This window comes from Aestuariibaculum scopimerae (assembly GCF_059428085.1).
The window spans coordinates 1,544,605-1,565,187 of record NZ_CM182089.1 but is presented as its reverse complement, the minus strand read 5'-3'; the positions used below and the strand labels follow the sequence as shown (position 1 = coordinate 1,565,187).

Genomic DNA, 20,583 nt, shown 5'->3' with positions numbered 1-20,583 from the left:
TTAATTAACAAACTCTTTTTTTGATAATGCCGCAAAGGTCTCTTCTAAAGTGGCTTTCTCAACACTAATCTCATATAAACGCCAGTGGCTTTCTATGCTTTGTTTAATGATATGCTCTAGGGTTTCTTTTTCATTGGTAATCTTAAACCTAAATACTCCTTTGGTATTTAACGGCTCTACGGCATCTATACCGTTTATCTGTTCTAGTTCTTTAATAGTAGGAGGCGCACTCATTTTTACTAAAATGGTATTTGTTTTTATAACATTATGAAAGTCCTCTATAGTCCCCTCAAAAACCATAATGCCATTTTCAATCATTTTTATATGGTCGCAAATGGCTTCCACTTCCGATAGGATGTGTGTAGATACTAATACAGAACAATCTTTTGCTATATTTTTTATAAGGTTTCTAACTTCTATAATTTGATTGGGGTCTAAGCCATTGGTTGGCTCATCCAATACTACAAATGGGGGTTTGTGTACAATAGCTTGTGCTATACCCACCCGTTGTTGGTACCCTCCAGAGAGATTTCTTAGCAACCTATTGCTAAAATGCATGATGCCGCATTTAACTTTAGCTTCGTTTATGGCTTCCTGTATAGTATGCTTATTTATAAGCCTTAATTTGGCACAATGCCACAAGTATTCGTCTACAGTTAAATCTAGATGAAGGGGCGCTTTTTGGGGTAAGAACCCTATTTGCTTTTTGGCTTCTTTGGGCGTTTTTCTAATATCTATACCATTTATAAAAATATCGCCTTTAGTTTGATATAAAGCGCCACACATGGTGTTCATTAAAGTAGATTTACCTGCACCGTTTGACCCCAATAACCCAATAACCCCATTGTGTTTAATATCAAAACTAACATCTTTAACGGCCCATTGGGAAGTGTATTGATGGGAGAGGTTTTCAATCTTTAATCTTGTATTTTCCATTAACATTATTTTTTTATATAAATACTTTTTATTGTTTTTTACCCTTTGTGTTAAACTGAAATGATGGGTTTCTATAATTAAACTCCAATGGTTTAAGCCCTAAATGCTTACGAATAAGGGGTTCTAAACGCTTTCCTCGAGCTTGCTTGTCTACTATTTTACCTGCTTTGTCCAATAACCAAACTGTGGGCAATGAATGTATATTGAATAGGGAGTGGTAGCTAATAGTGGCTGTTTTTCCTTTATCTAGACTTTGTGGCCATGTGGCGTGCGCGTTTTCAGTAATTTTTAAAACGGCTTCCCTTGCTCCATCACCTTCGGCTACAATACCCACTACTTCAAAACCTTGATCACGATACTTTTTGTACATGGCAGCTACATGGGGCATTTCTTTTATACATGGCAAACACCTAATGGACCAAAAATCAATTAAAACCACTTTTCCCCTCATGGCTTCAAGGTCTACAATATGGCCATCCATACTGGTAAATGTCATTTTTAATGGTTTATTGGGGTCTACTACTTTTAAAAGCCTTATCGCTGCCAAGTTTTCCTTGGCCTTGGCATGTAAATCTTTAAATGCTTCTTGATTTGCCTGTGGATTATCCCCCCCTGTTAATTCAAGAAAATAGTTCCAATAGGGTTCTTTAAGAGCTGGGGCGTAATTTGAAACGTAACCAATAAAGTTTTGAACATGGGATGCCATAGATACATTGTTGGGGTATTTGTTTAACAGGGCTACCACACGCAAACGGTAAGGATCCCAATATTGGGCATTAAATTGTTGCCAATAACTTGTTTCGTTTGGATCTTTATACAAAGCTTGATAACGCTTTAATGCCAGACCAATATCCCGATTAAGCAACCGCTGTTCAAGCTTTATTTTATAATCTGGAGAGGTGTTTGATTCTAGCCCTTTTTCTACCAAGGTATTCCCATATTGTAACCATTGTTCTAAAGCTTGATTGTTTATAGGCAGTGTTCTGTTAAGCTTACTTACAAGCTTGGTTTTTAAATTACGAGACGTAGCTTCTCTTAATTGAACAGACAGTTGGTTTAATATCTGGACCAGACTATCTGAAATTTTTTCCTGAATGAAATACGGCTCAAAAGTAGGATGGAAATACATGACAAATACATCTTCGTAATGCGGACTATTGGGATAATCCCTTAAAAAAGCTGCTGCCAGCTTACTTTTTTTAGTAGCGATACTATCATCATGTTGGCGCCTTTCCAAAAAAGACATCTCTTTTTTGGGCGCACCAAAATGGTCTTTAATGCTATCTAACACTTCCCAAGCTGCTTTGGCTTGCAAATGCATTGCCGTTTTTTCTTGACCCCACCCGCTAATAGTTAAACACAAGCATATGACTAGCTGTATTGTTGAAATTCTTTTAAATGTATGTTCCATTGCTTTTTGTTTTTTTAATGTTTTTAATCTCTATTTTGCTTATGACATTTGTACTTAATGATTATATGTTTGAAGCATTATGTGGTACATTTTGGAATGAAATTTTAACAAACCATATCCTATCTACCTACCCTCTAACTAAGAGGGTGGTAGTATGAATATGTATATTATGGCTGCTTTGGTTAGTACCCTAGGTTTTGGGGTTTTAAATTTGGATTTAACTCAATTTCGTTGGCAGGGATAGGCAGTAGTATATCTGTATCTTTCCAATTGGACTTTACAGGGCTTAGAACCTCAGTTGCCTTACCCAATCGTTTTAAGTCAAACCAACGGTGCCCTTGTTCGGTAAAAAGTTCTACCCGACGTTCCTGTAGAATGGCATCCACTAAATCGCTGGTAGTTGCGGCCGTGGTATCATCTAAGCCCGCTCTATTCCTAATGGTATTCAAATCTTGCTGTGCACCATCAATGTCATTTAAATGCGCCCTAGCCTCGGCACGGATTAAATATTGTTCGGGTAGCCTAAAAATAATGGTGTACTCTAAAGATAATTCTGTTGTACTAAACATTTCTTTATACTTATAAGCAAAGTGTAACGTGGTTACCCCATCTACTGTACTTGTATGACTGCCAATCCAATTATCCAATCGTAAATCGCCATCCTCAAATGCTGCTAATAAACTATCTGTTACAGCATATGATTGTCCTGGGATAAATTGAATGATTAACCAACGGGCTTCTGTGGTATTGTTTTCAGGATAATCATCTGGCTTAAATTGCCATATGGCCTCTGAAGATTCCTTTAAAAAAACCTTGGTTACGTCTGGCTCTAGACTAAACTTACTTATAACCTCTGAAGCCGTCGATTCTGCCAACTCCCAATTTTCGGTATAAAGATAAATTCTGGCCAACAAGGCCTTTGCCACCAATTTATTGGGCACAACATGTTCGCCACTTATATAAGTATCTCCCAACAAACTAATAGCTTCCTCAAGATCTTCAATAACTTTGGCATATACCTCACTTTCTGGCATCCGGCTAACCCTGTTGTTTTCTATATAATTAGTTGTGGTTATATATGGCACATCGCCATAAAGTGCTACTAATAAACTATGCATATACCCACGAACAAACAGGGCCTGCCCCTTATATTCTTTTTTTTGATCGGCTTTTAAAGCGCTTGAATTCTCAACACCCTGGATAACATCATTAACCGCGTAGATAATATTATAGGCGTGGGTCCACCAATTTAATGCTGTAGGGCTGGTATTTATAACACCATGCTCATACATTCTTATAAACTCTGTATTAGAACTATAATAATCTAAATCGTCGCTATAGGATGCCATTAAAATACCCAACCCATAGTTTCCAGATACCATACCGTCATCTCGCATTTTAACGTATACATTTGCCAATGCCGATTCTACGGTTTCGGCATCTTCAAACACGGTTTTTGTAACCAATGTGTTTTTTGGTGGATCGATCTCTACAAAATCTGAACAGGCCGTTACCCCTAAAACCAAAAAGGGAAGGAGTACATTCTTTGTCATTTTTATTAGGTTTTTAAAGCCCCCTCGATAAGATGCTTTTTTATATATGTTTTTTTCTATATGATTCATCATTCTAATTTTTAATTTAAAACTGTAAGTTTAATCCCAGCGTGAATTGTCGTAGCGGTGGTAAAATATAACTTGCTCTTTGATCTGGATCCCTATAATCATATCCTGTAATTGTAAATACATTTTGACCCTGCAAATACACACTAACATCCATACCATAGCTTATACTTTTTGGTACTTTGTAGGTTAATGATATGTTGCGTAACCTAATAAAAGATGCATCGGTTACAGCAGCATCACTGTCCCGTTGCAAATCACTAGCAAATCCTAAACCATTGCCAAAATCTAAACCTGCACTGGCCCTTTGTATAGCGGTAATGTCTCCTGGCTCTTGCCAACGGTTATATAGTTCTGCAGGGCCATTTCGTCTAAACCCAGAAATGACTCCATCTCTAAAAAAGTTGTACCCCAATTGCTTTTTAAACTGAAAGAAAAAATCTAAAGACACATTTTTATAGCTTATGGAGTTGCCTAAACCACCATAAAATTCGGGTGTGAAATCCTTGATGATTTGACGATCATCAACCCTATCGATGATACCATCTTCATTAAAATCTTCAAACTCATAAATCCCAGTATCGGGATTAACTCCTAAAGCACGATAAAAACGAACAATATTTAAAGATTTACCTTCTATATATCTATTAGCAAATGTTGAATTTTCAATGTCATCAAATTTCACTAGTTTATTTTTTGGTATCGTTATATTAAAGGTTGTAGTCCATCTAAAATCTTCTCCCTGAACATTAATCGTGTTAAGGTCTAATTCAACACCTGTATTTTGTACTACGGCATCAAAATTCCCATCTAAACTACCAAAGCCCGTCGTAGCCGCTAAAGGAATTCCTATTAATTGATTGGATGACCTATTTTGGTACCATGCTGCTGTTAAAAATATGCGATCTTTAAAAAAGCCCAGTTCTAAGGCCGTTTCTAGTTTTTTGTTTTCTTCCCAAGCTAATAGTGGATTGAAAATCCCTGTGGGCTCTAATGTACTGGTCCCATTGTAATCATCACTAGTTGAAGTATAGGTGTCTAAAAACCTGTAATTTCCAATATTATCACTTCCTGTAGTACCATAACTGGCTCTTAGTTTACCAAAGTTTAACACCGGGTTATCCTTTAAAAAAGCTTCATTGGAAAAAATCCATGCTGCGCCTACAGCTCCAAAATTACCAAACTGCTTTCCTGGTCCAAAACGAGACGATCCATCTCGTCTTCCTGTTAAGTTTACAATATATTTGTCTCGAAACTTTACATTAATACGCCCAAAAAATGCTTGGTACTTGTATTCGCTATCGGTATCGGAAAGTACTTCTACAGTTTGTGCCGCCGAGATATTGTAAATTAGTTTATTGCTTGCAAAGCCCCTACCTCTTTGCACAAACTGCTCTGTGGTTTCATGTTGAAATGTAGACCCCAACAACACATCCAGTTTTACATTATTCCATTGCTGATGCCAATTTAACTGAGGCTCAATAATCCATGAATTACGATTAGACATATTAATGTTAATTTGTGAATAGCTTTTGGAGGTAAAACCAAATCTAGGGTTTCGTGCTGTATGTGGCAAAATTCTATTTGAATTAAGATCGTTATTGTTATAACCCAGACTTGTTTTGAACTCTAATTTGGGAAGTATTAAATAAGATATCCCCATGTTAGCTATAAGCGTATTAATACGTACTTGATAATCCTCTTCTAAAGAAGCCAATGGATTATCGAATGTATTGTTTTCCCAATTTATATTACCTTCCTCATCATACAATGCAGGGGCATTGGGTTCTAGCTTATAGGCTTTGTCTGTTAAATCTGTTCGGGGTAAGTTGTTTTTCTCAACAGCATAATTGGTGGTAAAATTTAGTTTAAAACGGCCATCTTTAGATTGGTGGTTTAGGTTACTATGTACCGTGGTTTTTTTATAGTTGGAATCACCAGGAAAAACGGTGGTTTCATCTTGATGCGCTCCACTAACTAAAAATTGGGTTTGACTACTACCTCCAGAAACCGAAAGTTGCATAATATTCCTGTAAGCATTACCTCCTATTAGTTCTTTTTGCCAATCGGTATAGCGGTTTTGATCCCAGTTTTTAATATCGGGCCAAACAAAATCATAAAATGGATCTTCTAAGAATGCACCATAACCATCACCTACAATACCTTCCCTTCTAACTTCTAGGTACTGCTCGGTATTCATTAAATCTCTGAAATGACTAACTTGACCTAAAGTAGTACTTACATTTCCCATAAATTGGGTTTTTCCAGCTTTCCCTTTTTTTGTTGTAATTAATATAACCCCATTGGCTCCTCTAGATCCGTAAATAGCAGTAGCATCTGCTTCTTTTAAAATTTCAATGCTTTCAATATCTTGTGGATTAATGGCATTTAAAGGGCTTACATTCCCTTGGTTTATACTTGCAGATATGCTACTTGATTCTAACGATTCTGAACCAAAAGGCACACCATCAACAATAAATAAAGGGCTGGAATCTCCATTTATAAAATTTTTACCCCGTATTTCAATTTCAAATCCACTACCAGGTGTTCCTGCTGTTTGTCTAATGTCTACCCCAGAAACATAACCTTGAAGTGCTCCAATAGGGTTGTTTACAGGTTGTTTTTCAATGGTTTTTTTATTCACTCTAGCTATATTTCCTGTGGCTTCTCTTTGCGATGTTTTATAATACCCTGCATTAATGGTTACTTGATCTAATTCACTAAAGCTCTCTTTAAGAGTAACATTTATTGAAGTTTGTTTACCTACAGTGATTTCTTGAGAAGCAAAACCCAAAGCCGAAAACACCAATACATTCTCTGGGTTGGATACCGTAATGGTAAAGTTTCCATTGATATCTGTAGCAGTTCCTTTGGTAGTGCCTTTTATAAGTATGGTGGTACCCGGGATGCCTACACCATTTTCATCGGTTACTTTACCAGAAACCTGTATTTGTTGTTTAGTATGGGCTTCTTTAATGATAATCGTATTGTCGGTACTTACTATAATATTAAGATCGCCCCCCGATAAACTTTTGTTTAATAAGGTGTTGGCATTGATGTTGCCTTTTTTAACGGGTACCTTAGGAAAGTTGTTGAAGATACCCGCTTCATAAATAAATTTATAATCTGTTTGCTTCATGATTAGGTAGAACACCTCATCAACTGTAAGGGTATTATCGGCTTCAATGCTAACTTTGGTGTTTTGCGATACCATGCTGTTAGGCGTTAAACTGAACACCACGGCACAGCATAAGAAAATGAGTGTTCGCATCATGAGTTTTAAAAGTCGTCTTCTAAATAGAAATTTGACATAAGTTAATTTAATTTCCATAAATTTGCTTGTTGTTAATTGGTTAAATTTTTTAATTAATTAATAATGGCAAACGGGAGGAATGGTTTCACTTTTAGACGGGTTAAACGTTTCTCCCTGTTTTTTTTAGATACCAGACGTTAGATAATTTTCTTTGGTAAAATCCATTGGTCTTGTATCTATTATGCTTTCTTAAGTGGAGTATCTTTTCATATATTATGGTTTTTAGTGGTTAATTAATTTTATTATACTTTTTTGTTTTACTGTTCTCTATTTAATAATAATGGTCTTGTCTCGTATTTCATAGCCATTAATGGACGTAGACTTAATTGCTGCTAAAATTTTATCTATATCTTGGTGTTTGCTAAGAACCCCTACAAACTGTACATTTTCTAAATCTTTATTTTTAAATACCACATCAAAATCGTACCAACGTGATAATACTTTCATAATCTCTTTTAGGGACTTACCATTTATAAAATTAAAATTGCCAACGCGCCAAGCTGTTTCTATACCTACATCTACTTTAGAAATGATTAGGGTTTCGGTGTTTGGGTTTAGGGTGGATTGTTGGTTGGGGGCTAGCCGTTGGCTGCTAGCCGTTAGCTTTTGGCCATTGGCCATTGGCGTAATGGCTACTTTGCCTTCTACTAGGGTGGTGTATATGTGGGTTTCGTCTTTGTAGGCTTTGATGTTGAACTCGGTACCTAGGACTTCTATTTCCTGCCCGCTGTTCATGACTTTAAAATGGGAGCCTTTGTGGTCGGTACTTGGGGATACGTCAAAATAGGCTTCACCGTAAACGAGGGTGACTTCGCGGGGTTGGCCGTCTAAGAAGGCTACCGGGTATTGTATTTGGGTTTCGGAGTTAAGCCAAACGCGTGTACCATCGGCCAAAGCTAATTGGTATTGGCCACCTCTGGGAACAGTCAAGGTGTTGACTGCCCGCTCTACGCTATAGGCTTTAGGCTGTACGCTACTTTCGGCCGAACTGTAAACGATTTGCTCGCCATTACTGCTGGCGTATGTTGTTTGATAATTAGTTCCTTTTTCTAGAGTTACTATCGATCCGTCTTCTAACGTCAACGTGGCTTTGTTGCTGCCTGTTTTTATTTGATTGTTGACGATTACAGGGTTCTGGGTGTTGGGTGTTGGGTACTGGGTAAACCAATAGCCAATAGCTAACAGCCCTATAAACATGGCTGCGGCTGCAGTGTATTTTGCAATCCTTAGGTAACGGCGACGGGTTTGTTGTTGTTTTAAAACTTGTTTTTCTGCATGGATATAAGCTAGTAATTGGGTTTTAGATTTTGGAGTATTAAATTGTTCAAATCGATTGGTAATAGCCAAATGGGTTTTTAAATACTGTTGGAACTCGATTTGGTTTGATGGCTTAGCAAGCCATGCTTCCAACTGCCCCATCTCTGGAGCCGATGCTTCTCCAAGCATTACTTTCGCTAATATGGTTTTAATATTATTTGCCATGTTATGCAGGTTATTTTGTTACAAGACGGCTGCCAAATTCCATAACCCTATGTTTTATGGAAAAAAATTTTACATTTGCTGAAATAATCCTGCTCTAACAATTCAATATGGCCATTCAGAAGGACTCCCACAATGCTTTCTTATATGCCCTGCAGCAAGGTCATACACACGCTTACACCAAGCTGGTAAATACCTACCACCAACCCTTGTGTGCTTATGCTATGACCTTGGTGCGCGATCGTGATGCTGCCGAGGATATTGTTCAGAACGTTTTTATAAATATCTGGAAAAAACGCGACAAAATCCAGTTTGTAACTAATTTTAAAAGCTACCTGTACCAATCGGTCTATAATGAGTTTGTAGATTTTATTCGAAAAGAAAAAGTGCTTTTAGATTACGAACAAAAGTTTGTAGAAGGCCTAAAGACCATTACTGAGGCAGAGGATTTCGATATGGATAGGCTCACTAAAATTGTAACAAAAGAAATAGATAATCTACCTAAAAAATGCCGGGAGGTGTTTTTATTGAGTCGGCAAGAAGGCCTTACCAATAAGGAGATTGCCGATTATTTAAGTGTATCGGTAAAAACGGTGGAGGCACATATTGCCCGGGCATTCAATCTGCTTAAAGAAGCCCTAGGCGATAATATGAATACCTATTTGTTTTTGGTGTTTGGAATACCTAAGGAGTTACGATTGACGAGTTACAATTGAGCTATTTATTTAACCCAAGATGTTTCCTAAGCAAGGGTTCCAGTTTTTCTCCACGCGCATGGGTATCTACAATCCTCCCGGTTTTGTCTAACAGCCATACCGTAGGCAGACTATTAACACCATACAATTGCTTATAAGCGTCAGAACCAAAGCCACTGCCCGAAAACCGCTGGGGCCAGTCCATACCATGGGTTTCCATAATTTTTAGCACTTGATCCTTAGCGCTTTGCGCATCCAGATTAATGCCTATAATCTCAAAACCCGCTTTATGGTACTTATTGTACAAGGCCTTTAAATAGGGAATCTCGCCAAGGCAGGGTTTACACCAACTGGCCCAAAAGTCTATTAAAACAACCTTACCGCGCAGTGCTGCTACATCTACTTTTTCTTCTTGAATAGACGTGAAGGTCATCTCAACAGGCAGGCCGCCGCGTTCTACTTCCAGAGCCTCCAGTTGTTCCTTGGCGACTTGATGCAGGGTTTGTAAGCCCATGGCGTTTGATGCTGCAGTCTCTTCTAACAGGATCTGCCAATAGCTAGCTGCTACTTTGGGGGCTCGTCCCTTAAGTGAGGCTAGGAAATCCTTAGCCCGAGCTCCTAGAATTTCCTGATTCGGGTAGCTGTTTATGTGGGTTTTGAAGCGCAGGAGAAACGATTGCCAGTATGTGTGTGCTACGTACTGCCAGTAACTCGCTTCTTCCGGTTGTTCGGGTAACAGACTAAAATGCCGGGCGGCTAGCCTAAAATCGCGGGCAAATAAGGCGAAGGCTGCTGATTCCTTTACTTCCTCGGGTGCTTCTGAGTTTAGGACTTCTGATACCATGGTATGCCCCGTTTGTAACCAAGCTTGCAAGGCTAAGGTATCAACTGGCAGTGCCCTCATAAAACGAGGCCAAGCCTTTTTTGGTATGCTATCCAACTGCGCTTTTTTTTGAGGGGATACCGTACCGATAAAATAGGGGTCGGCACTTAGGTACATTCCTCGTGCCGTGTCTCTTCTTATGTCTTTTGGATATGTATCATAGAATGATTTGGCCAACGTCATCTGCTTTAAATAGAATGTATCCTCAATTTGTTTTAATGCCAGGCCTGGCTGTTTTAGGTATGCTTGGTAATCGGCCTGGGAGGGAAACATGTTAAGTGTTTTTAGGGCTTGCCAATCCCTATCGGCAGGTGTTTGTGCGTTTAGCCCTAGAGTCCATATAATCATTATTATAACACTTATTTGTTGTACTAACCTGTAGTTTTGAGGTTTTGCCATGGCTGTTCTGTCTTTTAGTTTGTACTCTTAATAACTAAAGTCTTTTTCTCTTTTACGGGTGGGTAGCATAGCATCTCATTACAGGTTTGGTATACCACATGGGCTTGGATGGTGACTTGTCCGTCTGCCGGCCGCTTTAACAGCTTGAACTTTTGGGTCATGGTAACACCTTCGCCGCTGTAGGTATCAAAGCCATAGCTACTGTCCGGAAGCGCTAAACGGCCTGCATACTTCACGTCTTCCGGTAGCTTAAACGTGACCTTGGTAACTATTTTCCCTTGGTTTATATTGAAATCCAACGGGGCATATACATAGTAGCCCGGTTGGATATTAAAAATCGTGTGTATCTCAAACACCTCGCCTACCTTTAAAGAGTCCGGTGCCTGTATCCTATAGCTTACTAAATCGGTATCTTGAGCCTGTACTGCATAGTTACTAAACAGCAGTACCAAGCATAGTATGCCTAATCGTATCATTTTGTTTCTTAACATAGCTTATTCTCTTTTTTCACCTAACATAACATATACATACCCTTGATGGGCTAAGTCTTTATAGGCTTCTTTAACAAATGTTCTTGGATTATTTAGTAATGTTTCTTTTGTGACGTATCCCTTTTTTTTCATCTCTTCATCACTAAGTCCTAATTTAGCTTGCAAGACTTCAGCACTTTTTATCTGTTTTTCTATATATTCCTTTACAAGCAGTGACTCATACAAAGGGTTCTTTTTAACAATTTTTGTTTCATCCTCCCAGGTCCAGGATAGTTCGTGGTTAAATGTTCCGGCTAAGGTAGCGACACTGGTGCCTACCAATAAATCATTGATCCCATCAGCGTTCCAATCGGTCACACATACATTAATCCAACTACCAGGAAATTCTTTTTCTCCATTAGGTGTTGAAAACAAAGGAATTCCGGGCTCAAACCGCAAACCGTCTTTTGTATGCACTCCCTTAAAAAATGTAACAGCAACACTGCCTTTTTTGTAATAAGCATCTGTAACAAAGAGATCCAATATGCCATCTTGATCCCAGTCTACCACATAGGGTACCGTCATTAACGTTCCCGTTTCAGGAACATGACGTCTTTTTTTAAGAGCTTGATAATCTTCTTCACTCATGTTATGCACCTTTAAAGGATTGCCCTGCGTGTCTAATAACAGTTCGCGTTTTCCAAACTTTGGATGGTATTTTGTCCCCAGATTTTTGCTGATTCGGATGGCAGCGCCTCCTACAATCATATCTTGATCCTCATCATCATCAAAATCACCAAAAGCAACCGATGAATACATCCAATAAACGCCGCTTCTTATATCTGCTGTAGGCAATTGATAGTCCCTTTGGCGTAATCCTACCATCGGGTCTCCAAATTGCTGCAAATACTCGCCCGGTAAAAATCCTTGTTCAGCTCCTTGAAACCACACCACATGCCCGGGGTTATACTGTCCCGCAACAATGTCTTGGTAACCATCACCATTTAAATCGACAATTCGTGGGGTAAACGCCAAACAACACCAGGTATAAATAGATAATGGTGTGCCATTGGCACGCACCTCATCTTGTTGACCATAGGCATAGTTATAGGCATCTGAGAACTTGGGCGCTTTTTGTGTGCCCTTATTTTCATAAACACGTATAAAATTTCCAATATTCATCCCTTTGTTTTCTAAACCAGAGCCAAATTCTCCTATTAATAAATCATCAAACCCATCATGGTTCCAGTCATAAACCGCCGGAGCGGCCCAGCCCATACCTTCACCTTTAACGGGTGCTGTAGTTCCCATAATTAATCGGGGCTTGCTTAATAGGGGTGCTCCCGATATATCGGCATTAATAAGTTTTGGGAAGTCATTGGGCCCTTGGTTGTTCTTTTTATTTTGAGCACAGATACGGTACGGAAGACTTAATACTGCTAAACTGAGTATCGCTATCTTAAATATTCTTGCTTTTTTCATCATTATAATTTAATTTAAAACCTAATTTTTATTTTGATCCTAACATCACATATACATACCCTTGATGGGCTAATTTTTTATAGGCTTCCTTACCGTAGTAGTGCTTAAAAAGATGTCTTTGGGTGGCATAGTTCATTTTCTCCAATTCATCATCACTAAGCCCTTTTTCTTTTTTAACCTTTTCGGCTCCTTCCATTTGCCGTTCTATGGTTCTCGTCATGGAGGCCGAATAATACGCCGGGTTTTTCTTTATAATTTCTGTATCAATTTCCCATTGCCATGATAAATCGTGGTCAAATTTTCCATTTAGGGTCGCCACACTGGCACCTATTAACAAATCATTAATCCCATCATTGTTCCAATCAGTCACACATATATTTAACCAACTTCCGGGAAATTCCTTCCCTCGGTCTTGGGTATAAAACAATGGGATTCCCGGAGCAAAAGTAGTCCCTATTTCAGCCTTTAAACCTTTATAAAAAATCACCGCCACACTTTCCTTTGTCACATAAGTATCCGTCATTAAAATATCCAAAACTCCATCCTGATCCCAATCTACAACGTAAGGAACCGTACTGGTTCCAGATGCTAAATTTTCTCCGTTGGTATCTTTTAGTAAAATTCGCTGGTCAAATTTCGGATCTTCTTTAGTACCTATGTTTTCAATCATTCTTAAGGCTTGTCCCCCAACAACCATATCGTAATCGCCATCCTGGTCAAAATCACCAAAAGCCGCAGAGGAATACCTCCAATAAGTACTACTGGTAGGATCTGTAATAGGTAAAGAATAATCTCTTTGAAGATTCCCCACTATAGGGTCTCCTGCCTCTTCCAGTTTTACTGCAGGCAGGAATCCATCTTCGCTTCCTCGAAACCAAGAAATATACCCCGGGTTATATTGGCCGGTTAGTATATCATCAAAACCATCGTTGTTTAAATCCAATATTCTTGGGGTAAAGCCTATACAGCACCACGTAAAAATTGACAATGGGGTACCTAAGGATTCTTTGTCATCCCTTATCCCCCAAATGTAACCATACACATCACTGAAGGCTGGTTTGGCATCGGTCCCTTCATTTTGATAGACCCTTACAAAATGGCCGACACTCATTCCAGCATGCTCCATACCACTCCCAAACTCACCTATAAGCAAGTCTTTTTGTCCATCATTATCATAATCCCATACCGCAGGAGCCGCCCAGCCCATACCTTCACCCATAACAGGTGCTGTACTTCCCATAATTAATTGGGGTTTACTTAATTTGGGCGCTCCGGGAATGTTTGAATTAATGAGTGTTGGAAAGTCGTTGGGATCATCCTTAACGTTTTCCTTTGTTTTGGATTCTGTTTGGGCATTAGTAAGTCCCATAACCCAAAGTGATAAAATAATAACTTGTGTTAATTTTTTTAATCGTATCATATTATTTAGGTTTATATTATTTGTAAAAAGTATCTCTAATCGATACATTGAGGCAAAAGAGTCTCATGATACACTTTGTGTATTTTAAAAAATTGATTACGTTTTTTTTGAAGTTTAACAAACCTCTTCCCTGCTTAAGAATAGGAAAGAGGCTGTTTATTTTTATATCATCTACTAATTGTATCCCGGGTTTTGAGGTAATAAATTGGGGTTTGCCAAAATTTCCTCTTCCGGTACCGGAAACAAGACATCGGTACTATCCCAGCCCGGCTTAACAGGCGTTAGAATCTCATCCGCCTTGCCCATACGTTTTATATCAAACCAACGGTGGCACATTTCAGTAAAAAACTCTACCCGACGTTCCTGTAGTGTAGCATCTAATAAATCGGGCAAACTCGCAGCTGTGGTATCCCCCAGGCCTGCTCTGTTTCTAATAATATTCAAATCGTCTTGCGCGCCATCTATATCGTCTAAGTGCGCTCTGGCTTCTGCCCGAATTAAATACTGTTCTTCCACTCTAAGCACTATGGAATACTCTTTAGATTCAGGTTGTGTTGTCCATGTTTCAGTATACTTATAAGGCATATATGCAGTTATATTATCTTTTAAGCCACTTACAATCCATTGGTCTTTACGCATATCCCCAGGTTCAAACGACTCAATTAATGTACTCCTTAAAAATGTTGTTTTATTTCCTAAAGAGGCTGGATCTCTATAAAATGTACTGCCCTCACTGGCATTTAAAGTAGGATAGGGTTGCAATTGCCAAATAGCCGACGTCGATTCTTTTAAAAACAATTTACTCAAATCATTCTCACGCGTGTAAAGACTATTATTGATGAGCAAAGTACTTTCTGTTTCAGCCGCTTCCCAATCGCCTGCATATAAATGTACCCGTGCTAAAAATGCTGAAACAACATGCTTGTTAATTCGGGTTCTTTCCGTAGTGGGATACGCTTCTGTTAAGAGCCCTTTGGCCGCTTCCAGATCTGACAATATTTGGATATAAACATCCTCTACCGGTTGTCTGGACACCACCGCATTCACAGTGTAATCTGTAGTCGTTATATAAGGAATATCACCAAATAAGTTCACCAGGTTAAAATGTAGAAAAGCTCTAACAAACAAAGCCTCTCCTTGAATTTGATTGGCAAATGCTTCCTCTAAACCATTGGAGTTATGAATGCCCTCAACAATGGCATTGGCCTTGTAAACCGCTGCATAATGATCCTGCCAAAATGAGACATAAGGCGACACCGGTAATACATTGTTATAATAGAACGGATCTGTAACAACACTTGGAGTGGCATTAATTTGTTCTAACTCATCACTATAAAGTCCCAAATAATTAGCAAATCTAGACGCTTTTAATAAGTCTTCCCTAAGGGTAATATACAAACCATTAACAGCTGCAGTTGCCAGATTGGGTTCTTCAAAGACCAAATTGCCTCCTACCTGAGATTGGGGTGGTTCGGTCTCTAAAAAGGATTCACAAGAAATCACTGTAATTGATAAAAACAGTGCTATAATTATTTTAATATATAATATTTTCATTGTCTTCTGTTTTTAATTAAAAAGTAATATTCGCCCCAAAATTTATCGTCTTTACGATATTATTGCCTTGTTTTGGTGCTTCCGGGTCGGGTCCCTTAAACTTAGTCAGAGTAAATAAATTTTGGCCTTGAACATACAAACGGCATTGCAGTCCTTTTACCAAGGACTCCGGAATGGTATAGCCTATGGATATATTTTTTAAACGTATAAACCCAATAGGAGAATAGGCATCGTTACTGGAATAAAATCTACTGGCCGCTCTGCTGGCATCGGCATTATAACCAACGGTATAGCGTTGTAAAAAAGCTACATCTCCCGGTTCATGCCATCGATTCTCCAGAACTAAGGCCGATTGATTACCGGTATTGTAAATTTGAGCTAGAAAGTTAAACCCTATTTTTCTGGAGAATTGTAAAAAGGCATCCAAATCCCAGTTTTTATAGGTTATGCTATTTCCTAAACCACCATAGTATTGTGACCCTAAATCTTTAATAATTTCTTTATCGCTCGTACTAGTAATGGCCCCATCATTGTTAAAATCTTCAAACTCATAAATACCTGTTTGCGGATTAACCCCTAAATTATGGTACAATCTTATGATACTTAAGGGTTGTCCAACCACATAGGTATTCGCATAAGTAGAGCCTTCTAAGCCTGGAAACTCTAATAGTTTATTACTTGGCAACGTGATGTTAAACGATGTAGACCATTGAAAATTTTTATTTTGAATATTAATGGTACTCAGTTCCATTTCAAAACCTGTATTTTGAACCTTGGCATCTAAATTGGCTGTAAGTGTTCTAAACCCAGTAGTACTTGGCAATGGTATACCCACCAATTGATTACTTGATACGTTTTTGTAATACATGGTAGACAACTGAATACGATCGTTAAAAAATCCTAAATCCAGACCAAGCTCTAGTTTTTTATTCACCTCCCAGGCAAAATCCGGATTATAGAGTCGTGATGGATTCATAACCGCCGTACCACCATAAGTTTGGGATGAAAGGATTGAAAAAGTATCTAAGAATTGGTAGTCTCCTATTTGATCATTTCCGGAGGTTCCGTAACTTCCTCTTAATTTACCATAACTAACCACAGGAGATAACAAGTCACCGATGGCAACTTCTTTAGTAAATACCCATCCGGCACCTATAGCCCCAAAATTAGCAAATTGCTTATTAGGACCGAAACGGCTAGATCCGTCACGACGCCCTGTAATATTGATTAGATATTTTCCCTGCCAATTATAATTAAGCCTTCCAAACAGGGCATTGTACTTATATTGGGTCATATCATCAATATTGATGTACTTAGTCGTTGCTGCTGATAAATTATTTAACAGTTGGTCACTTGAAAATCCAGAGCCAGCTGTACGTAATGTATTATCCGTCTGCTTTTGAAAACTTAAACCAACCAATACACTCAATTCTCCTTCACTAATTTGGTGACGCCAATTTAATTGTGGTTCTACTGACCAAGACCTACGTGTTGTATTGTTACGCGTAACATAAGAATATTGACTATCATTATACGGTGGTGCGATTGTGATACTTGCCGGATAGGCCGCATAATCCTCTAATGTGGTAGTAGTATAACCCAAGGCCGTTTTAAATTCGAGGCTTGATACTATTTTATAAGACAATCCCGCGGTAGTTATAAGTGCGTAACGGTTATGTACATACTCATTAGACAAGTTAGTGATGGGATTATTAAAATTAGGATCAAAATTGATACTGCCATCTTCATTATACATAGATGGAGCATTAGGCGCTAAGGTACTCCCCGCAAAAGCAGCATCATAAACCGGTAGCGTACCATCGTCCAGTGAATAATTTGCAGAAAAGGACACTTTAAAGCGATCGTCTTTAGATACATGGTTCATTTTAGCCAACACGGTACCACGCTTGTATTTATGGTCTCCAATAATGACTGACGTTTCTGTTCTATAACTTCCGCTTAAAAAGTATTGGGTACTACTATCGCCTCCCGATAAAGACAACTGTACGTTATTAATACGGGACGTTTTCCCCATAAGTACTTCTTGCCAATCTGTGTAACGGTCTTCAGGCCAAGTACCATCAATTGCCGGATTGCCACTGGTTAGATAATCTATACCATCATTCGTGTAAGCCTCTCTGTTTATTTCTATATACTGTTCTGTGGTTAACAACTTTTGAAACTTCGTAATCTTACCTAGTGCTGTATTAACACTAACACTTAATTTTGCTTTTTGAGCTTTCCCTTTTTTAGTGGTGATTAACAAGACCCCATTAGCGCCCCGAGACCCATATATAGCGGTAGCATCCGCGTCTTTTAGAACTTCTACACTTTCTATATCAGATGAATTAAGAATACCAAAAGGGTTAACATCGCCTCTGAAAATTTGCGAAACGCCGCTATCAGACATGCTATTGGAATCATAAGGTACCCCATCAATGATGTACAAAGGTTCATTGCCTGAAGCAATGCTATTCTGTCCTCTAATTCTAATACTTACGCCACCACCGGCATAAGCACTGGATTGTGTGACCTCTACCCCGGGCATTCTGCCTTGAAGGGCCGTTAAGGGATTGGCTACCGGCTGCTGCTCAATAGCTTCAGATTCTACTTTAGAGATACTTCCCGTGGCTGTTCTCTTGGTGGTTTTATAGTACCCCGCATTAATGGTCACCTCATCCAGTTCACTAATATTTTCTTTTAACGTGACATTAATACTATTTTGACGCCCCACCGTAATTTCCTGAGTACCATACCCTACCGCCGAAAATACCAACACATTTTCAGGATTAGGCACCGTTAGGGTGTAATTTCCATCGATATCGGCCGCCGTTCCTTTGGTGGTTCCTTTAATAAGAATGGTGGCGCCAGGAATGCCCATACCGTTGGCATCGGTTACTTTACCAGACACGCGTATTTGTTGTTGGCTCTGTGCTTTTTTTATAAGAATGGTATTGTTTTCAGATAAGATTAGGTTCAAGTCATTGCCTTCAATACTTTTTGTAATCAGGGCATCCATCCGTATTCTGCCTTTCTTTAATTGTACTTTGGGAAAATCCTTAAACAGGCTTTCGTGATAGATAAACGTGTAATTGGTTTGGGCTTTAATGATATCGAACACATCATCTACCGAAACTTCCTTGTCTGCTTCTATAACAATGGTGCTTTGTGAAAAGCTATATTTTGGTGCCATACTAAAGACTGCCGTACAAAACAAGAGGATAAACGTCTTCATAAGGGTTATGAGAAGCTTTTTTCCTGACGGAAAAAAGCGTTTAGTTAATATATATTCCATAAATTTACATATTATTAGTTAGTGATTCCTGCCTTATCCCGGCAGGTTTTAATTGATTAGTAAGACTTTAAGGGGAAATGGTTCTTTACTGTGCAAAGGTTGGGAATCTTTCCTCTTTTTTATTAGAATAGAGACCGCTAAGCTGTTAGACAAGAGATAAGAGACTTGGTCTTTACTTACCCTTTGTTTTGGATCAGTATCTGTTTTTAGTTCTCTATTCTCTACTCTCTATTCTCTATTCTATGTCATGTTGGATGCCGTTTCATATATTTTTTGTGTTTTAGTGGTTATTAATTAGACTATTAGTAAATAGTGATTTCTTTACCTCGTATCTCATAATTATTAATGATATCGGTACTCTTTATAGCGTTTAAAATTTGCTCAATACTCAAATGTTTGCTTAGAGCACCAATAAACTTTTGTTGTTCCAAAGTCTTATCTTTAAATACGACCTCCATATCGTACCATCTGGATAGTACTTTCATAATGTCCTTTAAGGCCATGTGCTTAAAATTGAACATCCCTACGCGCCAGGCAGTCACATCTTGGGCATTTACCGTAGCAATGCTTAATTGTTGTGTATTGGTGTTTAGGGTGGCTTGTTGGTTAGGTTTTAAGATTTGAGTATTGGGTATTGCGTATTGAGACTTCTCAACTGTACTTGGGGTGACAGATACTTTGCCTTCTACTAGGGTGGTGTATATGTGGGTTTCGTCTTTGTAGGCTTTGATGTTGAACTCGGTACCTAGGACTTCTATTTCCTGCCCGCTGTTCATGACTTTAAAATGGGAGCCTTTGTGGTCGGTACTTGGAGATACGTCAAAATAGGCTTCACCGTAGATGAGTTTCACTTCCCTGGGTTGCCCGTCTAAGAAGGCTACCGGGTATTGTATTTGGGTTTCGGAGTTTAGCCATACTTTGGTGCCGTCGGCCAAAGCTAGTTGATACTGCCCACCTCTGGGAACAGTCAAGGTGTTGACTGCACGCTCTACGCTATAGGCTTTAGGCTGTACGCTACTTTCGGCCGAACTGTAAACGATTTGCTCGCCATTGCTGCTGGCGTATGTTGTTTGATACGCTTGCCCTTTTTCTAAGACTACGACAGAACCGTCTTCTAGGGCCAAAGTAGCTTTGTTGGTGCCTGTTTCTATTTGATTATTGACTATGATGGGCCCTTCGACTGCGCTCGGAATGACATTGGTCTGGATTAAGATGGTAATCGCTGCTAAAAGTAAAATCGCGGCCGCGGCGCTGTATTGAAACCAGCGTTTTTGATATAATTTACGGGGAGCTTGTGTTTTATTAAGGTTGTTAAGGAAATTTTGATAGGCCCGATCGACATCGATGCGGCGGTATGAGGTATCTAAACGGTAATTGACTTTGATAATCTCGGCAAACTTAGCTTTGTGGTTGGGCTTTTGTAACCATTCGGTAATGGCCGCCACCTCGTCTTTGGTGACATTGTTTTTGTTGGTGAGGTACTTTATGATAAGTGGTGTTATTGTCTTCATTTTATTCACTTTTCTATTAGTAAGACGTTCGGTTTTTTATTTACCCCGAAAGAATTTGATATTTTTTTTTGTTAAAGTTATTCTATGAGGTGTTTCATCCTTTTTTTATAATATTG

General features: G+C 38.8%; 13 protein-coding genes. 1 reads left to right on the top strand and 12 read right to left on the bottom strand.

Features of this window, described 5'->3' with window-relative positions:
* The 5 genes from AC5SR4_RS06830 to AC5SR4_RS06810 all read right to left on the bottom strand — a co-directional run bounded on the left by AC5SR4_RS06830 (position 1) and on the right by AC5SR4_RS06810 (position 8,761).
* Positions 1-936, bottom strand: a complete 936-nt coding sequence (locus AC5SR4_RS06830; protein WP_495358790.1) for an ABC transporter ATP-binding protein — start codon at positions 934-936, stop codon at positions 1-3.
* Between the two features lie 28 nt (positions 937-964).
* Complete coding sequence (locus tag AC5SR4_RS06825) at positions 965-2,257, bottom strand: TlpA family protein disulfide reductase (protein ID WP_495358789.1); 1,293 nt, start codon at positions 2,255-2,257, stop codon at positions 965-967.
* 272 nt (positions 2,258-2,529) lie between these two features.
* Positions 2,530-3,972 (bottom strand): RagB/SusD family nutrient uptake outer membrane protein, encoded by a 1,443-nt coding sequence (locus AC5SR4_RS06820; RefSeq protein WP_495358788.1) that lies wholly within the window; start codon positions 3,970-3,972, stop codon positions 2,530-2,532.
* Between the two features lie 13 nt (positions 3,973-3,985).
* Positions 3,986-7,240 carry a SusC/RagA family TonB-linked outer membrane protein gene (locus tag AC5SR4_RS06815; RefSeq protein WP_495358787.1) on the bottom strand — a complete coding sequence of 1,085 codons (3,255 nt, stop codon included), beginning with the start codon at positions 7,238-7,240 and terminating at the stop codon, positions 3,986-3,988.
* A 306-nt stretch (positions 7,241-7,546) separates the two neighbouring features.
* Positions 7,547-8,761 carry a FecR family protein gene (locus tag AC5SR4_RS06810; RefSeq protein ID WP_495358786.1) on the bottom strand — a complete coding sequence of 405 codons (1,215 nt, stop codon included), beginning with the start codon at positions 8,759-8,761 and terminating at the stop codon, positions 7,547-7,549.
* Positions 8,762-8,868: 107 nt separating this feature from the next.
* Between AC5SR4_RS06810 and AC5SR4_RS06805 the strand changes: the two genes are divergently transcribed.
* Positions 8,869-9,474 (top strand): RNA polymerase sigma-70 factor, encoded by a 606-nt coding sequence (locus tag AC5SR4_RS06805; RefSeq protein ID WP_495358785.1) that lies wholly within the window; start codon positions 8,869-8,871, stop codon positions 9,472-9,474.
* A gap of 1 nt (position 9,475) precedes the next feature.
* On the opposite strand, the gene AC5SR4_RS06800 is transcribed toward AC5SR4_RS06805, so the two are convergent.
* The 7 genes from AC5SR4_RS06800 to AC5SR4_RS06770 all read right to left on the bottom strand — a co-directional run bounded on the left by AC5SR4_RS06800 (position 9,476) and on the right by AC5SR4_RS06770 (position 20,467).
* On the bottom strand, positions 9,476-10,735 hold the full coding sequence (locus AC5SR4_RS06800; RefSeq protein WP_495358784.1) for a TlpA family protein disulfide reductase: 1,260 nt from the start codon (positions 10,733-10,735) through the stop codon (positions 9,476-9,478).
* A gap of 14 nt (positions 10,736-10,749) precedes the next feature.
* Positions 10,750-11,226 (bottom strand): protein-disulfide reductase DsbD domain-containing protein, encoded by a 477-nt coding sequence (locus AC5SR4_RS06795; RefSeq protein ID WP_495358783.1) that lies wholly within the window; start codon positions 11,224-11,226, stop codon positions 10,750-10,752.
* Positions 11,227-11,229: 3 nt separating this feature from the next.
* The gene (locus tag AC5SR4_RS06790) at positions 11,230-12,690 is read right to left on the bottom strand and encodes an FG-GAP repeat domain-containing protein (protein ID WP_495358782.1); all 1,461 of its coding nucleotides are present in this window, start codon (positions 12,688-12,690) and stop codon (positions 11,230-11,232) included.
* A gap of 25 nt (positions 12,691-12,715) precedes the next feature.
* Positions 12,716-14,107 (bottom strand): FG-GAP repeat domain-containing protein, encoded by a 1,392-nt coding sequence (locus tag AC5SR4_RS06785; protein WP_495358781.1) that lies wholly within the window; start codon positions 14,105-14,107, stop codon positions 12,716-12,718.
* A 174-nt stretch (positions 14,108-14,281) separates the two neighbouring features.
* Positions 14,282-15,661 (bottom strand): RagB/SusD family nutrient uptake outer membrane protein, encoded by a 1,380-nt coding sequence (locus AC5SR4_RS06780; RefSeq protein WP_495358780.1) that lies wholly within the window; start codon positions 15,659-15,661, stop codon positions 14,282-14,284.
* A gap of 16 nt (positions 15,662-15,677) precedes the next feature.
* Entirely contained in the window at positions 15,678-18,896 is a 3,219-nt protein-coding gene (locus tag AC5SR4_RS06775; protein WP_495358779.1) for a SusC/RagA family TonB-linked outer membrane protein, read from the bottom strand.
* Positions 18,897-19,258: 362 nt separating this feature from the next.
* Complete coding sequence (locus AC5SR4_RS06770; RefSeq protein WP_495358778.1) at positions 19,259-20,467, bottom strand: FecR family protein; 1,209 nt, start codon at positions 20,465-20,467, stop codon at positions 19,259-19,261.
* Between the last annotated feature and the right edge of the window lie 116 nt (positions 20,468-20,583).

What these genes read in the sequence shown, in the direction of transcription:
- AC5SR4_RS06830 (WP_495358790.1), bottom strand. Translation starts at nt 936, where the DNA reads ATGGAAAATACAAGATTAAAGATTGAAAACCTCTCCCATCAATACACT.
- AC5SR4_RS06825 (WP_495358789.1), bottom strand. Translation starts at nt 2,257, where the DNA reads ATGCATTTGCAAGCCAAAGCAGCTTGGGAAGTGTTAGATAGCATTAAA.
- AC5SR4_RS06820 (WP_495358788.1), bottom strand. Translation starts at nt 3,972, where the DNA reads ATGATGAATCATATAGAAAAAAACATATATAAAAAAGCATCTTATCGA.
- AC5SR4_RS06815 (WP_495358787.1), bottom strand. Translation starts at nt 7,240, where the DNA reads ATGATGCGAACACTCATTTTCTTATGCTGTGCCGTGGTGTTCAGTTTA.
- AC5SR4_RS06810 (WP_495358786.1), bottom strand. Translation starts at nt 8,761, where the DNA reads ATGGCAAATAATATTAAAACCATATTAGCGAAAGTAATGCTTGGAGAA.
- AC5SR4_RS06805 (WP_495358785.1), top strand. Translation starts at nt 8,869, where the DNA reads ATGGCCATTCAGAAGGACTCCCACAATGCTTTCTTATATGCCCTGCAG.
- AC5SR4_RS06800 (WP_495358784.1), bottom strand. Translation starts at nt 10,735, where the DNA reads ATGGCAAAACCTCAAAACTACAGGTTAGTACAACAAATAAGTGTTATA.
- AC5SR4_RS06795 (WP_495358783.1), bottom strand. Translation starts at nt 11,226, where the DNA reads ATGTTAAGAAACAAAATGATACGATTAGGCATACTATGCTTGGTACTG.
- AC5SR4_RS06790 (WP_495358782.1), bottom strand. Translation starts at nt 12,690, where the DNA reads ATGATGAAAAAAGCAAGAATATTTAAGATAGCGATACTCAGTTTAGCA.
- AC5SR4_RS06785 (WP_495358781.1), bottom strand. Translation starts at nt 14,107, where the DNA reads ATGATACGATTAAAAAAATTAACACAAGTTATTATTTTATCACTTTGG.
- AC5SR4_RS06780 (WP_495358780.1), bottom strand. Translation starts at nt 15,661, where the DNA reads ATGAAAATATTATATATTAAAATAATTATAGCACTGTTTTTATCAATT.
- AC5SR4_RS06775 (WP_495358779.1), bottom strand. Translation starts at nt 18,896, where the DNA reads ATGAAGACGTTTATCCTCTTGTTTTGTACGGCAGTCTTTAGTATGGCA.
- AC5SR4_RS06770 (WP_495358778.1), bottom strand. Translation starts at nt 20,467, where the DNA reads ATGAAGACAATAACACCACTTATCATAAAGTACCTCACCAACAAAAAC.